Genomic DNA, 13,759 nt, shown 5'->3' with positions numbered 1-13,759 from the left:
AACAAGACTCTGATGTGGCGGTAAGTGACACAAGGGCTCTGAAAAGTCGCAGCCGGGGCGCAACTTTTCTGCTTTTCTTCGAAGATAAGCCGCCCGCTTCCGTAAAAGACGATTTAAACCCGTTTTCTGCAAAATGCCGCTAAAACAGACTTTCCAATCAGATCAGTATCTTTAGGAATTCGGACCTCCTTCAACAAGCTTTACCTCATTTGCATGAGCACTACCTTTCCTATGAAAATCATCACCATTACCGCTAATCCTGCCGTAGACAAAAGCACCCGCGTAGACTCTGTCGCGCCCGAAAAGAAATTGCGCTGTGAGAAGCCGGTCTTTGAGCCGGGTGGCGGCGGGATCAATGTCTCCCGAGCCATCAAAAAGCTGGGGGGCGAATCCATTGCCTGGTTTCTGTCCGGCGGACCCACCGGCGATAAAATCGGCGAGCTTCTAACGGCCGAAGGCGTGGCGTACCGGAAGTTCAAGTGCCAGGAAGCCACCCGCGAAAACCTCATCGTGTTTGAGACTTCTACCCGGCAGGAGTATCGGTTTGGCATGCCCGGCCCGCAGATTTCCGCCCCAGAGTGGCAGCAGATCCTGCAGGCGCTGGAAGAACTGGAAGAAATCCCCGAGTTCGTGATTGCCAGCGGAAGCAACCCGCCCGGCGTCCCCGACGATTTTTATGCCCAGATTGCCGAAATAGCCACAAAGAAGGGATTCAAGCTGGTGGTAGACACCTCCGGCGAAGCCCTGATGAAAGCCGCCGGCAAAGGCATTTACCTCCTGAAACCCAACCTGAACGAGCTGGCCGCACTGGCCCGCAAAGAAGTGATCTCAGCCCAGGAGCAGGAAGAACTGGCCACGCAGGTGCTCCAGGAAGGCAAAAGCCAGATACTGGTGGTATCGCTGGGGCCCCGCGGCGCGATGCTGGCGTCTCAGGATGGGTTTGAGTACATCGTGCCGCCCACCGTGAAACAGGAAAGTGCCGTGGGTGCCGGCGACAGCATGGTAGGCGCCATGGTTCTGAAACTGCTGGAAGGCTGGGCGCTGCCGGAGGTAGTGCGCTACGGCGTAGCCGCCGGCACCGCCGCCACCATGACCCCTGGCTCAGAACTGTGCCGCAAATCTGATGTGGAAAGCATCTACGCCTGGCTAAAAGCCCGCCGCTAAAGAACCATCCAACCTGCTTCGCTCCGTTTTAGGGGTGTTTAAAGAAAAGCAGCCTTAAAACAGAGCGAAGTATGTTTTGTAAAGATTGTTGATGGGCCGAAAATTAGGAGAAGTGAATGACAGTCGTCTACGTTGTTGGTGAGAACACCTACAACGGCGGACAGGGTGGCAGATTATTGTAAGGAAGTACAATGTAGGCGCACCTCTTGTGGGTGCCCTCTGCAGGTAATCACCGGCAGTTGCGGAGGCCACGCAGGAGACAAGGCATGCCTTGTCTCTACATTTTGGGAATGTGTGGAAAGAAAGACGCAAGGGAAAAAAGACGCAAGGTATTGCGTCTCTACAGAGAAGACCTCACATGCTTTTAAAACCTGTGAGGTCTGAGGCGTTCTTACTGACGCATTGCCTTTTCCAGCCTTTCGGTTGAGCGCCTAAGCAGGTTCCGGTGCCGCAGGCATTGCGACCGCAGGAAGCAAAGGAAGCTGGTACAGCGCGAGGCCGGAAGGCGGGGCCTCGCGGCCGTGAGCGCACGGAGGGAAGCTATGCAACAACCCAGCGCATGCACCCACGCAAACAGCGGTTCTTCGCTAGCATAAACGGACTGCGTGTACCCACGCGAATAGCGGTTCTTCGCCAGCACAAGCCTACTGCGTGCATCCACGCTCTGCTAGCAAAAGCAAACTGCACCCACGTCAACAACGACCCTCTGGCAGCACAAGCCTACTGCGTGCATCCACGCTCTGCTAGCAAAAGCAAACTGCACCCACGTCAACAACGACCCTCTGGCAGCACAAGCCTACTGCGTGCATCCATGCTCCGCTAGCATCAGCAAACTACTCGTGTCAACAGAACTCTCCCCAAAAGGAAAAGCCTTTACTTCTTCCCTTCCCGCACTACCTTCATCTGCACCGGTGCCACGCCACTCTTCTCAATATCCAGCTTGCGGGCCGCCGATTTAGACAAGTCGATGATGCGGCCCCGGGCAAACGGGCCCCGGTCGGTGATGAGGACCTTCACGGAGCGGCCATTCTGCGGGTTGGTGACTTTCACCTTGGTCCCGAAGGGTAATTTCTTGTGGGCAGCGGTGCGCTTGCCGGGCTTGTAGCGTTCACCGTTGGCCATTTTGTTGCCCTTCAGCTTATCAGAGTAAAAAGAAGCTTTGCCTGTCTCGGTGTAGCCCCGCGTCCCGAAGGCGGGAGCACTGGAGGAGCAACCTGAGGCAAGTAGAGCGATAAACAGAAGGCAGAGAGAATAGCGGAGGAAATACTTAGGCATACGAAAAGAAATGGTGAAGCACGGAGGCGAAGAGCGGCCAGTGAAGCTGCTCTAATGGGTGTTTGGTATTAGGTAAAACGGTGAACTGCCCCTGCGGCAACTGCCGGTAGGCGGCCAGCGATTCCTCCACGGAAACCATCTGGTCTCTGTCTCCTACGGCCACGCACACCGGAACGTTGATCTGGGCCAGCACTTCGGCTGAAAGGGTGGGTTTCTGACCCAATTGCCGCATCATCTCGGCGGTGCGATGCAGGAGTAGGGTCCAGTCCTGCGGGGCGTGCCGAGTCTGCAGCGTTTGCGCAAAGGCCGGAACTTTCAGGGAGATCACCTCGGGTTGAAGTTTGGCGGCCTCGTGGCGGGCAGTCTCGGCGGTCCAGTTGAATTTGGCGGCCAGCGTCAGTATCCTTGAAAAGCGGGTTGGTTGCTGCCGGGCGGCCTCCAGGGCAATGTAACCGCCCATGCTATAACCCACTACCTGCACCGGAGGCACCGCATGGGCCTCCAGCCACTCCAGGAGCTGGTGGGCAAAGCCTTCTATGGTGAAGGGATCTTCGCCGGAAAAGGGAGCGCCGCCGTGCCCGGCCAGGTTAAAGGAGTACACCGGTAGAGCCGGAGACAGCAAGGGCAGCAAGGGCTCAAACTGATCTTTTGCTCCTAAAGCGCCGTGTAGCAGTAGCAATGGTTCCATAGGGTAAGATAAGCGTTCTTGCGCGTTCAGACCAAACTGTTTTGGGCCTGATTTCAGGAAAACGGACTTAAAACGGCCGGGCAACAGGTGCGCTTCAGCTTGCAAGTAAACGAGAAGAACCTTCGGTAGGCTGATGCGGGGTCTTAGCCCAGCCTTTTCAGAAAGTGGAAACCTTTGATGACGAAGCCTTCGCGCAGGTAGAATTTGTGGGCGGCGTGGTTCACCACGTAGGCGTCTAGCATCATGGTTTCACAACGGTGTTTGCTCGCCTCGGCGGTAAGCCAGTCCAGCAGCAGCTTCCCGATGCCCTTGGAGCGGGACTGTTCATCCACCACAAAATTGTCTACCTCCAGGTACTTGCCGCTGTACAGCTTGGTGCCCATCCAGTACCCCGAAAGCCCCAGACAGGTGTCTCCGTCAAAAACGCCTACCATGCGGTACTGCTGGGGTACCATTTGACGCAAGAGTTCCTCGTAGCGGGCAGGCTCCATGGTGGGGTTCAGGTGCTGAATCAACGGAAACTGCCGGACCATCTCCGCCAACTCTTCTATTTCCCTTATTTGCAAAGATGTAGCCATGGGGTCATTTGTTCAGCCGCAAAAATAGAAAGTACGCGCTGGCCGTAAAACACATACTAAGGAAATGTTAAATAATAGCGCAGAATTACTTCTAACGTTAAATGTCTGTTAATTAACGTTTCGTGCTTGTATTTAGAAAAATAGCCCTTCTATATTTGTCCCGTTATGTGGCCCGAATTGCAAGTTAATTGCTTGAGCATGTTCAGCTTTAGGAGACAGATGCTAGAAATTAAATGGAGTCAGCTGCACTTTGAATGCCCTGGAGTAAAAGAAATATTTTTAGGTAGAAATCTTTCTGGAAATGGGCCATGTGCACGAAAAGTGTTCGATTTTAAAAAGAGAATGTTCGGGGGCGAACAGTAAAGATGGGGTAAATGTGTCTAAGATGCTGTAAATAAATATTTTATGTATTTGGCATGTATCTTGTAAACTTCCTTGTAAACGCCAGCGGAACGGTTTTGCCCCAGTGGAATTACAGAAAATTCAGGTAGTTGCTTTCACCGCTAAAGAAATTAAGAAAAAAAGTTCAGACGCAAGCAACCTTCTTTTAGATTCTGCATCTATTAGAGTATAACAGAAACATATTGGAAAAATTCAGAAATAAAAATAGGCAATTGTTGCCCTGGAACGTCACGTCCTTTTCTTTTATAAAAGGTGTTCTTAGAATCAAATAGAAGTAAAATAATTCAAGGTTTTAACTCATTCACTCATTAAAACAAAGTATTATGAAACGTTTAGTAATCATTTCCGCCCTAGTTTGCATGCAAGTATTGTCAGCGTTCGCGCAAGGTCCTACCAGCCGGGTGAACACCGAGAAAGTTAAAATGTACCGTCAGCCTGCTATTGGCGGGGAAGTGATGCGCCTGCTGGGCTCAGAAGATGAGATCATTGTCATGCGGAAGCAGAACCAGGAGTGGACGCTGGTACAAATTGACGGCGAAGCCGGTTATGTGCTGAGTTCGTACCTCAAAGCCAAAAAGGTGAAAAAAGCGACGGCTGCTAAAGCCCCCACCGAAGTGGGCAAAAGCGCCAAACTATAACCACTGGAAGATACCTTCACCGGCAGCCGGGTGCTGCGTTTTTAAAAAGGAAAGGGTCCACTCTCATGTAGAGAGTGGACCCTTTCCTTTTGGGTGCCATCAAATGGTGCTACTCTTTGGGAACGTAGTTGTAGATATCAATGGCCTCAGAGAGACGGTCTTTCTTCACCAGCCTGATAAGCTGCGGAAGCAGCGAGATTCCTGCGCCTACCAGCAGAAGGGGAGATACCTTGCCGCTGTAGTTGCTGCCCCTGAACTGTTGCGTGATACCGGCCACCATCAGGCCAGCGCCTGCCACATACATTCCCGTTTGGATGTTCTGCCCCCGTTTGTATTCCTGCAGACTTTCCATGCTGCCGGGGTTATCAGACAAGGCCACCCGCAGGTTCTTGTAGGTGAGCGGCTGCAAAGCGCCTTTCTCTTTCTCAAAATAATAGACCCGGCGCTGGGTAGGATAACCGTACCCGCCCATGCCGTAGCCGCCCATTCCATAACCGCCGTACCGGCCCATGCCAATCCCGATGCCCGGGGCGTAGGAGTTGTAATCTGTGCGGTACACAAAGTAGGTGGAGATGCGCCCGGCCTGCTCCCGCTGCGCGAAATTACTGAAGCGCCTACCCGCGTCTACGCGGGCGAAGTAGCCCTCCTGACTCTGGAAATACTTCACCGTTTCAGGGGCATATTTGAGAGTGTCATCCAAGAGGAAGAAATTCTGTTTGAAGACAGGGCTTTTGAATTGAAGCCGGCTGGCATAAACGCGCTCGCCGTTATGCAGTTCTATGAAATAGGGTTGCCCCGAGGTGGTGTTCTGCGCCCAACCACATTCTGCCATCATCCAGCAAAAGAAAACCAAGAAATATAATTTTTTTAGCATAGCATTATTTAAACGAAAAAGTGGGTTTTCTATGATAAAGCTAAAGAAAAAAAGATAAACCCCACAAATAGAACCGAATATAAACCCCAAAGCGCAACAGCACGCTAAAAACGGAGTAAAAGAAAGAACCCCTATGTTTCACTTAATCAGAACGTATCATGTTTATAGCATTGTGTATTTTATTGATCATCGCGTTGTTCATCACAGTCTACTATGTGCGGGCCAACAAGGCGAGCGCCACCCCAGAAGGAACCGCCACGCGTATCTCGGGCGGCGGACCTAACCAGCCAGCAACGCCGGGCCAGACTTCCAGAAGCAGCTATAACCCTGGCAGCATCCCAGACAGCGCTGGCAACGGTAATTCGGCTATGAGCTCTGGCCATCAAGGCTAAACAGCCTTTATATCGCTCTCCTGTAAGGGCAAAAGAAAAGGCACCGCCAACGCGGTGCCTTTTCTTTTGCAGCAGCGTGCCGTTAGTGGGTGCCGTTTTCCTGGGCGAGTGACACCTGCTTCTTCTTAGAGGAAGAGGCGCTGGCCTGGTTGTCTGACGCTGGTGCGTTGTCTTTCTCCAGTTGGATAGGCTGGGCAGCACCTTCCCGTACCTCAATCCGGCGTTTGGCGGTTTTCTGCTCATCCTTCGGGATGCGTACGTGCAGAACACCATTTTCATACACCGCTTCTATGCTGTCGGGTTTCACGGTGTCAGGGAACTGGAAAGAACGGCTGAAAGAACCGTACTGGCTTTCCACTAAGTGATAGCGTTTGTCTTTCTGCTCGTTTTTGAAATGACGTTCTCCTGAGACGGTAAGAAGCCCTTGCTGGAAATCCAGGTGGATGTCTTCTTTCTTCAGGCCCGGAAGCGCCATCTCCAGTTCATACCCTGTTTCGGTTTCACAGGTGTCTACCTGCGGACTGAAGCGGTTCAGTCGTTCGCGGGTGTTCACAGAATCGTTAAAGAATCGGTCCAGCATGCTGCTGAACGTCTGCGGCATCATGTCATCAAAGCCGCTACCTAAACGTTGAATGGCCATAATTTTACCTTCTTTAAAGTGTGAAACATAAGTTGTCGTTTATCTCTGTAACACGAGGGCCGTTTTGAGGCCGTTTATGGAAAAAGGGGCCGGAAACAGTTTGTGATGGACTCTCTCCGGCACCTGCTTAGTTGCTTACCATTGCTCAATTTCCAGAAACCGGGGTCCTTGCGGCAGGTACGGAATATGAATCCGGAGCGCCTGGTTTTCATGTACCACCTTCAGGCTGTTGAAATCCACGTGGGGCGGCAACAGGAAGTTCTGGTGGAATAAGGGCGCCTGCATCTCGGGGTGTTGGGCACTGTGGTGCAGCGCCATTACGGTGAGCTGGTTTTTGTCCAGGAGAACCTGGTACTGCTCAGGAGACACGCCCGGTAACGCTACCTGCAGAATGGCTTCCTTTTTCCGTTTCACCATGTTCACCTGCGGCTGGACTACCCCACCCCCAATGGTGTTGGTGACATCTATATATTGAGCGATGTTCTTTAAGAACTTTTTATCTTTTATGAGTTTCATGGTGCTTCTCCTCGTCCTTTCTATATTTTCAGAGGACGTATTGCAAAGCGCATACCAATGCAAGAAAAGGCCTTTTTAAAGCAAGGTTCAGACAGAATGGCAAGCGAAAAACAAGGGACGTGTGAAATTTTGTCAGGCAGTTGACAGGCAAAATACAACTGGCAAGGAAGGCAGATTGCAGGGAGGAGAAAGGTTGCCAGGAGGTAGTAATTAGAGACGATTTTTCACGGGAGAGCCTGTACCTTCCTGCACTTCCTCCGTATAAATACCAGCAGGAAAGCAGCTGCTGCGCCGGAAGGGCAGTGCGTGAGCTGTAACGGGAGCGGAAAAAACAGTACCGTCGTTTTTGCTGGTGATGCTTTCTAGCCAGGTGCCCTGAGGCGCCTATCCGGCAGAAATGCTGCCTTCCAGGTGAATCATCGCTTAAAAGGCGGTTGGTTGAGAGATGAAAATAATGTAAAAAGAGCCAGACGCAGGTGCTCCCCTCAGGCAAACGTAAAGAGGAGCCAGGCTGTGCAAGTGGATACCAGATGAGGAAAATAGTTTACCAAAACCATGTGCTTACCCTATCTTTTGACGAGTAGCGTTCTATGGCGTTTGCCGTGTGGAATGGGTTCCTGAATAGCCAGGAGTTTCAGGAAGCGGCCTCGGTCTGTATAGCCCTGATAGAGGAGAAGGCCCCCACCCGCTGGCTCGCGGATAACCGGAAGATGAAAGCCATCCGGCAGGCCGACCAGCAATGGTTTGTAGAGACCATCATACCCCGCCTGTTGCATAGTTCGCTGCGGCGCATGGCTACCCTGGTGTCTGAAGACCTGTTCAACAAGATGGCCGTAGAGCAGATGCTACAGCGGGCTGGCGGCATTGATCACTTGGCGTTCTGTGATTTCAAAGATGAAAGTGAGGCGCTGCTCTGGCTGATGGCTCCCTCGGCGGTCTCCACCAATCCTCAAAGCAAAGACCTGAAGTAAGCTTCGGGTGCGGTATGGCCAAGGGTGAATCAGGCAGAAACTTTGTCCTGTGACTGGACCCTGGCCCAAGAGGAGCGGGTCGTCGTTCATGGGTGCTTAGCTCTTTTTCCAGTGGTTTTCGGTTTAAGGCCTGAAAGCGGGCTTGCTGCGGCGTAATGTTGCCTGAATATAAATATGCCGCTCTTTTGCCTCGGTTTTTAGTAGAAAACTTCTATTTTTGTAGTAACACTGGACAGTTGTAGCACTGTTTGCTAGCCCCCGCAACGTGTCCTCCGGTACTACTGCTCTGGCATGCCCCTACTTTTACCGTCTGTCTATTACGAAAGCCATGCCTTCACGGTGCGGTATGATCTGGAGCGCTCGCTGGGAATGGCCGTCTGGCGAGGCAAACTCACCGGCGCTGATTTACAGGAGGCGCTGCTGATTTGCGCCTACGTGATGGACAAATACCGGCTTACCCGCTGGCTCGCCGATGACCGGAAAATGAAGGCGTTTTCTGAGGAAGACAGAAACTGGGTAGAGGAGCACGTGGTGCCTGCGTACCTGGCCGGTCCGCTGCGCCGCATGGCGTTTCTCCCCTCAGAAGATGAGAAGCAGGTAGAAGCCATTGAACACCTCATCCAGCGCGCCGGTGACCTGGACGATCTTACCCTCAAAAGTTTTCAGGACGAGGAAGAAGCCCTTCGCTGGCTCATGCAGGAGTTCTAGGAAAGCGCCTCAGTACCCGCGCGTCCTGTTTTCTGCCTTCAAAAACCAAAGCCCACCTAATTCTTTTCCCTGACGGAAAGCCTCTATCAAAGAGAAGCGTTTTGGAGCCGTTTTCTGGATTTAAGCCCCAAAACAGAACAGCGGAAAAAACGCTCTACTATGTTAGGCCTGCGCAGGGAATCTTAGTTCTGCCCGTACCGCAACCCTCTCTTTCCTAAACCGTTCTGGTTTGGGATGGAAACACTGGAATTTATCTTAGGGCTGGGGCAGAAAGACCTGAACTGGTGGCAAATGTCTCTCAGGTCGGTGCTCGTATTTTTTATCTCCCTCACGTACGTGCGCATTGCCAACAAGCGCATTTTCGGGCAGCAGAGCGCTTTTGACATTGTGCTGGGCATCATGTACGGTTCCATTATGAGCCGGGCCATTACCGGAACTTCTCCTTTCTTCCCTACCCTGGCCGCCGGTTTGGTGCTGGTGCTCCTGCACCGGATCTTGGCCTCGGTGGCGTTCCGGTTCGGGCACGGGCACGGGGTGAGTAACTTCATCAAAGGCAAAACAGCCGCGCTGGTGAAGGACGGCAAGCTGTTGAAAGAGGAAATGCGGGCGCACAGCATCACCGAGAACGATATTGTGGAAACCATGCGGGCCCAGGGCGGTCCCCTGGACATCAATAAAATAGAAACTGCCTGCCTGGAACGTAGCGGCAAAATCAGCATCATTTACAAGGAAGACAAATAAAACCCCGCCTCGGCAGGTTTCCGTCTGCTGGCCGCCAAAAGCATCGTCATGCACTATCCTAATGAAGACCGATGCACCTAGCGAACCAAAGATAAGGGAGCGGAAACGTCAGGCAACTTGCCGGGGACCTGCTGCTGAAAGGGTTGGAAGCTTGCCCGGAGCGCTGCTTTAAACTTCCCCGCGTCAGGAAGAAGGGATCTTGTATATAGAAAATGCTATATAGAACAGAAAGGAAGCCTACGCGGGCTTCCTTTCTGTTTTCAAGCCGAAATCGGGAAACAAGGCCGAAAGCAGCCATCGGCGGTTTGGGCCTTGTTTTATGTTTCCGGGCCGAAAACGGGGATTCCTTTGTTTGTATCCGGAGAAATCATGAAAAAGGACAGTTCTTGCGGCGCCCGTGCAACCTTCCGGTGGGTTAAAGGCTCTTCTGAGTAAAGAATACCAGAACTCACTTTTGCTTTTTTATGAAAACGTTTGTCAGTAAACTCACCTTTCTCTTCTTTGTCAGTCTGTTGCTCTCTGGGTGCGATCTGGAAGACCCGGAACCTTCTGCCACTTCCTCGCCCATCTTCCTCGCCAAGATAGCCACGAACCAAGGCGACAGCCGCGAGTTTCAGTACTCGGCCTCCGGATGGCTGACCAAGATGGTGGGCATGGGCTCTTTGGCCTTCAATGAAAACGAGCAGTCTACCAGCGAGGTGGTGTATGACAACATGGGCCGCATTGCCTACCTGCGCACCGATGGCCCTTTGCTGGACACCGAGAACGCCTATTTCTACACTGCCTCTAACCAGCTTTACCGGCTAGACGAACTGATCAATGCCAAAGTAGAGAGTTACCATACCTTTGAATACGACCTGAACGGCCGGCTAATCACCCGCTACAGCTTTTACAAAGACCCCGACGCTACCGTGCCCCGCGAGACCAACAAGGTCACATACACCTATGACACCAACAGCAATCTCACTGAGCTCACCATGTACCGTCGCCCTACCGCTGGTGCGGCCTGGGAGCAGGTGCAGAAAAGCAAGTACGAAGGCTATGACACCAAGAAAGCTGTGCAGCACCTCGCCGAGTTCCTGTTCACGCCCAACATCATCCTGTACCGGAACAACCCCGGCAAAGTCACCACCACGCTGGCCTCGGGCGAGCAGCGCGTCACCACCTTCACCTACGAGTACAACGCCCATAACCTGCCCGTGAAAAAGATCACTACACCCGCCAATGGCACCGCCTTTGAGACGGTGTACACCTATCTAATGTAAGTATATCCCCAACTATATAGTTAGTGCCAGCACCTTGTTTTGGGCCTGCTTTTCTGAAAGTAGGCCTAAAACAAGGTTTTTTCTTGTGGCTGATCACTGAGTAGAAGGATGCGTGCGGCCGCTGTTAAGGCTGAGGTTGGTAGACAGGTTTAAGCAGGGAGCTGATCTGCGCATACGGCAGCAGAATGTCCGTCGGCCCGAAGGCGTAGGCGTTTACCTCGTAGGCGTTGTAGTACAGGTGCAGGCCCTTAGGAGTGAGGGCGGCGTTCTGCGGGAACGGCAGGTGACCGGCCTGGGTGTAAAAGCCCTGCTGCTCCAAAGACTCCTTCCCTAGCTTCCGCACTTCCCTGAATTCCTGCTCCACCAGTTTCCGGAGCTGCACAGTATCCGTGACCATCTCTTGTACCTGAAGCGCGTGACCGGTGCTGTCAAAGCTTTGCAGGGTAGTCACGGCATAGCCATGCGCCCCGCCGCTGTAACCCACGGAAGTCAGCTTCAGGGAGACCAGCGCAGGGGTTTGGTGCAGTGCCTCAGAGGAGATGGTCAGTTGCCACCCCATGTTGGTCGCCGCCTCCGGGAATTCCTTTCGGCTGGACGCATATTGGAGCAGGAACTCCTGCGCGGTCAACTCCGCGGGATTGCCGGGTTGGGTAAGGTTGGCGTCTGGGTTGTTGGTGAGCTGCTGCCGAAGCAGGTACCGCCGTACGTACTGGTTCACGGAATCGCGCAGGGCCGTTGGGCCACCCTCGGCTACGAGATACTGGATGTCTACCTTGGCGCAGGTGTCTGCCTGGCAAAGGTCTGATTGCCGCTGGATGCGCTCAGACCGGAGACGAAGCTCTGGCCCTGCCTCGGCGACGGCGGGAGCGTCTGCTTCTGCGGCGGGCGTGGACGTTTCTGTAGAAGATTGGCAGGAAAACAACAGGCTGCCTACTAACGTGAGTAGCGCAAACGTGTACTTATGCATGAAAATTGAAATTGGTACTGCCGTATCTATACGGATGCTGGCCCGTTTAGAGCCTGTTTTTGGGAAAGAAGGCCAAAGCTGGGAAGGCTTTAGCTTGTGAGCCTATAATTGAAATATTACTACTCTCGAATTTGTACTTAAGCCGATCAAGTGATTCTTTCGCCTCAATAATACCTGCCACGCCTCTGATTCAAGCGCACCCGGGCAGGTTCTTTTGTTTACATTTTATCCGCTGATTTCACCCCACTTTGTCATCCTGAAAGGATCTTATGTGCGAACTAGGAATGCATTTGTTCTTACGCTTCTACAGCTTGCCGCCAAGATCCTTTCAGGATGACAGAGAGGAGAGGGTGTTCTCCAACTCCTGATCTAATTGATTTATGTCAATAAATTCTACCTCGCCATTCTCCAGTTGAGCCAAATCTTGCTTCAACTCCTTTTGGGCATCGACGAAGATGTCATTTCCTTTCATCATCTTATCTCATCTTTAGTGACCTTGCGCAGAAACTACAGCAAATGCTGATACACTTTCTAATTCCCTCGTAGCTTTATAAAAAGGTATTGCGGTTCTACTTGAGGATTATTCCTATTGTTTCGTGGCTATTCTGCTGTTCGCTAAAGATATAGCTCTTTGCTGCTTTTAGCCTGTTTTTACGATTTTAGGCAGAAAACAGAAAGCCAGAAGCTATCTCTGCTTCGCCCTTGCTGGTGTTATCACCAGCAAGCGGAATTACGGCTGTTATAAGAACCGCAGTTTAGATTGTTGGTGAAAACACCAACAATGGCAAAAAATCGAAGGACTTGAATACTTTTGAAAAGAACTCAACTATAGAACCTAAAGAAAAGATATTTGGCATCTTCAATATCATGAATTCCAACCAACTCATTTTCATTGCCTTTGTAAGCACTTATGTCCATAGAGCCAGAATCATAGACTGTTTTTCCTGTCTCTGCTTGTAAAAAGGCTTTAACTTGAGTGGATTTAATTAAATTCTTTTGAAATTCAAAGGCAGCAAGTTTGCCGTTCAAGCTAAATAAGCTTGAATCATTTAGTTGTCTGTAATTTTCAATGTAATTTTTTGTGATTAAATTCTTTTCATCATCTACTGGCAAGAGGAAAAAGAATAGGTTTTCCGCATTCGAAGGTTTAACCATATTAAATGCTAATGAATTGAATTGCTCTTTTGTGTTGTCAAAAGCCCCGCATTTAATTACCTTAGTATTAAACTTCTTTTCAATTTGAAGTGCTATGTCATTAGCCCTATCTTGGATACTCTTTTTTTTAAAAAAATCTTTAAATCCCATTTCTGAATTATTATAAACTATATCCCCAATATAAAAACTCACTAAGCCATCAATATCAGAAAACCTGAGTGTAGAAAATTCTACACGATAATTTATATGTAAATCGTAACAATGCTTCACAATTCTTTCCGCAAGAATCTCCAATGCATCATTATTGTAAATACAAGGTGTAGGCCTTGTCCTTGCGCCGATTTCTTTATAACAATTGGCTAAATGGAATGCAATACTAAATGCAATAGCTGCTGCTCTTTTGGATAAAACGTATTCATTGTCAATGATTAAATCATAGTCTTTCAAAAGCTTTAGCCCACCGATTTCTATTTGGTAAGTAATTAAGTTATTTAAATCTTCATTGATAAGCTCATCGCTATCTAATTCATTTTTAACAGAATCTTTCCCATGAATCTCAACTGTTTTGTTTGCCATGTTTGAACAAAGTCTTATTATATCTTCTTCAAACTTGGGCAAAGCAACTATTTCCTTATACCCATATTTTAATTTGGTAGAAAAGTCCATAGGCTTGAAATTACAATTATTATGTCTTATTTAAATATAGCTTTTGGTTGAACTTCAACCCATTCGCCTGACTATCAATTCTTTTGAATTTAATGTTTTTTTCAGTTCAAACAAAAAAG

The 13,759-nt window shown here is 50.5% G+C and carries 16 protein-coding genes; 7 read left to right on the top strand and 9 right to left on the bottom strand.

All coding sequences use genetic code 11. The features are described from left to right. Window positions 1-213: 213 nt before the first annotated feature. Window positions 214-1,164, top strand: coding sequence for a 1-phosphofructokinase family hexose kinase (locus tag H7U12_RS13535; protein WP_241749353.1), 951 nt, complete (start codon window positions 214-216; stop codon window positions 1,162-1,164). Window positions 1,165-2,037: 873 nt separating this feature from the next. Here H7U12_RS13535 and H7U12_RS13530 read toward each other — a convergent pair. The 3 genes from H7U12_RS13530 to H7U12_RS13520 form a co-directional block, all read right to left on the bottom strand. After that, on the bottom strand, window positions 2,038-2,439 hold the full coding sequence (locus H7U12_RS13530; protein WP_186638792.1) for a septal ring lytic transglycosylase RlpA family protein: 402 nt from the start codon (window positions 2,437-2,439) through the stop codon (window positions 2,038-2,040). Then, on the bottom strand, window positions 2,432-3,127 hold the full coding sequence (locus H7U12_RS13525) for an alpha/beta fold hydrolase (RefSeq protein ID WP_186638790.1): 696 nt from the start codon (window positions 3,125-3,127) through the stop codon (window positions 2,432-2,434). Before H7U12_RS13525 ends, H7U12_RS13530 begins: the two co-directional genes overlap by 8 nt. A 143-nt stretch (window positions 3,128-3,270) precedes the next feature. Continuing rightward, complete coding sequence (locus H7U12_RS13520; protein ID WP_186638788.1) at window positions 3,271-3,705, bottom strand: GNAT family N-acetyltransferase; 435 nt, start codon at window positions 3,703-3,705, stop codon at window positions 3,271-3,273. A 725-nt stretch (window positions 3,706-4,430) separates the two neighbouring features. On the opposite strand from H7U12_RS13520, the gene H7U12_RS13515 reads away from it, so the two are divergent. Then, window positions 4,431-4,745, top strand: a complete 315-nt coding sequence (locus H7U12_RS13515; protein WP_186638786.1) for an SH3 domain-containing protein — start codon at window positions 4,431-4,433, stop codon at window positions 4,743-4,745. A 109-nt stretch (window positions 4,746-4,854) separates the two neighbouring features. Here H7U12_RS13515 and H7U12_RS13510 read toward each other — a convergent pair whose 3' ends face one another. Then, window positions 4,855-5,619, bottom strand: coding sequence for a hypothetical protein (locus H7U12_RS13510; RefSeq protein WP_186638912.1), 765 nt, complete (start codon window positions 5,617-5,619; stop codon window positions 4,855-4,857). Between the two features lie 158 nt (window positions 5,620-5,777). On the opposite strand from H7U12_RS13510, the gene H7U12_RS13505 reads away from it, so the two are divergent. Beyond that, window positions 5,778-6,011, top strand: coding sequence for a hypothetical protein (locus H7U12_RS13505; protein WP_186638784.1), 234 nt, complete (start codon window positions 5,778-5,780; stop codon window positions 6,009-6,011). Window positions 6,012-6,093: 82 nt separating this feature from the next. Here the strand turns inward: H7U12_RS13505 and H7U12_RS13500 are convergent, their stop codons facing one another. After that, window positions 6,094-6,651, bottom strand: coding sequence for an Hsp20/alpha crystallin family protein (locus H7U12_RS13500; protein WP_186638782.1), 558 nt, complete (start codon window positions 6,649-6,651; stop codon window positions 6,094-6,096). Window positions 6,652-6,786: 135 nt separating this feature from the next. After that, window positions 6,787-7,167 carry an Hsp20/alpha crystallin family protein gene (locus H7U12_RS13495; protein WP_186638780.1) on the bottom strand — a complete coding sequence of 127 codons (381 nt, stop codon included), beginning with the start codon at window positions 7,165-7,167 and terminating at the stop codon, window positions 6,787-6,789. Between the two features lie 590 nt (window positions 7,168-7,757). Between H7U12_RS13495 and H7U12_RS13490 the strand changes: the two genes are divergently transcribed. The 4 genes from H7U12_RS13490 (at window position 7,758) to H7U12_RS13475 (ending at window position 10,852) form a co-directional block, all read left to right on the top strand. Further along, the gene (locus H7U12_RS13490; RefSeq protein ID WP_186638778.1) at window positions 7,758-8,138 is read left to right on the top strand and encodes a hypothetical protein; all 381 of its coding nucleotides are present in this window, start codon (window positions 7,758-7,760) and stop codon (window positions 8,136-8,138) included. A gap of 291 nt (window positions 8,139-8,429) precedes the next feature. After that, a complete protein-coding gene (locus H7U12_RS13485) occupies window positions 8,430-8,846 on the top strand; it encodes a SpoIIAA family protein (protein WP_186638776.1) in 417 nt (138 codons plus the stop codon). Between the two features lie 234 nt (window positions 8,847-9,080). Further along, entirely contained in the window at window positions 9,081-9,587 is a 507-nt protein-coding gene (locus H7U12_RS13480; RefSeq protein ID WP_241749352.1) for a DUF421 domain-containing protein, read from the top strand. Between the two features lie 464 nt (window positions 9,588-10,051). Then, complete coding sequence (locus H7U12_RS13475) at window positions 10,052-10,852, top strand: hypothetical protein (protein WP_186638774.1); 801 nt, start codon at window positions 10,052-10,054, stop codon at window positions 10,850-10,852. Window positions 10,853-10,976: 124 nt separating this feature from the next. Here the strand turns inward: H7U12_RS13475 and H7U12_RS13470 are convergent, their stop codons facing one another. The 3 genes from H7U12_RS13470 to H7U12_RS13460 all read right to left on the bottom strand — a co-directional run bounded on the left by H7U12_RS13470 (window position 10,977) and on the right by H7U12_RS13460 (window position 13,640). Then, entirely contained in the window at window positions 10,977-11,819 is an 843-nt protein-coding gene (locus H7U12_RS13470) for a DUF3298 and DUF4163 domain-containing protein (RefSeq protein WP_186638772.1), read from the bottom strand. Between the two features lie 328 nt (window positions 11,820-12,147). After that, a complete protein-coding gene (locus H7U12_RS13465) occupies window positions 12,148-12,294 on the bottom strand; it encodes a hypothetical protein (protein ID WP_186638770.1) in 147 nt (48 codons plus the stop codon). A 347-nt stretch (window positions 12,295-12,641) separates the two neighbouring features. Beyond that, window positions 12,642-13,640 (bottom strand): hypothetical protein, encoded by a 999-nt coding sequence (locus tag H7U12_RS13460; protein ID WP_186638769.1) that lies wholly within the window; start codon window positions 13,638-13,640, stop codon window positions 12,642-12,644. Window positions 13,641-13,759 lie beyond the last annotated feature (119 nt).

It is taken from the genome of Rufibacter sediminis (genome assembly GCF_014269285.1).
In the GTDB taxonomy this organism is placed as follows: Bacteria; Bacteroidota; Bacteroidia; order Cytophagales; family Hymenobacteraceae; genus Nibribacter; species Nibribacter sediminis.
The sequence above is the reverse complement of the archived record's forward strand: the minus strand, read 5'-3'. Positions and strand labels throughout refer to the sequence as shown.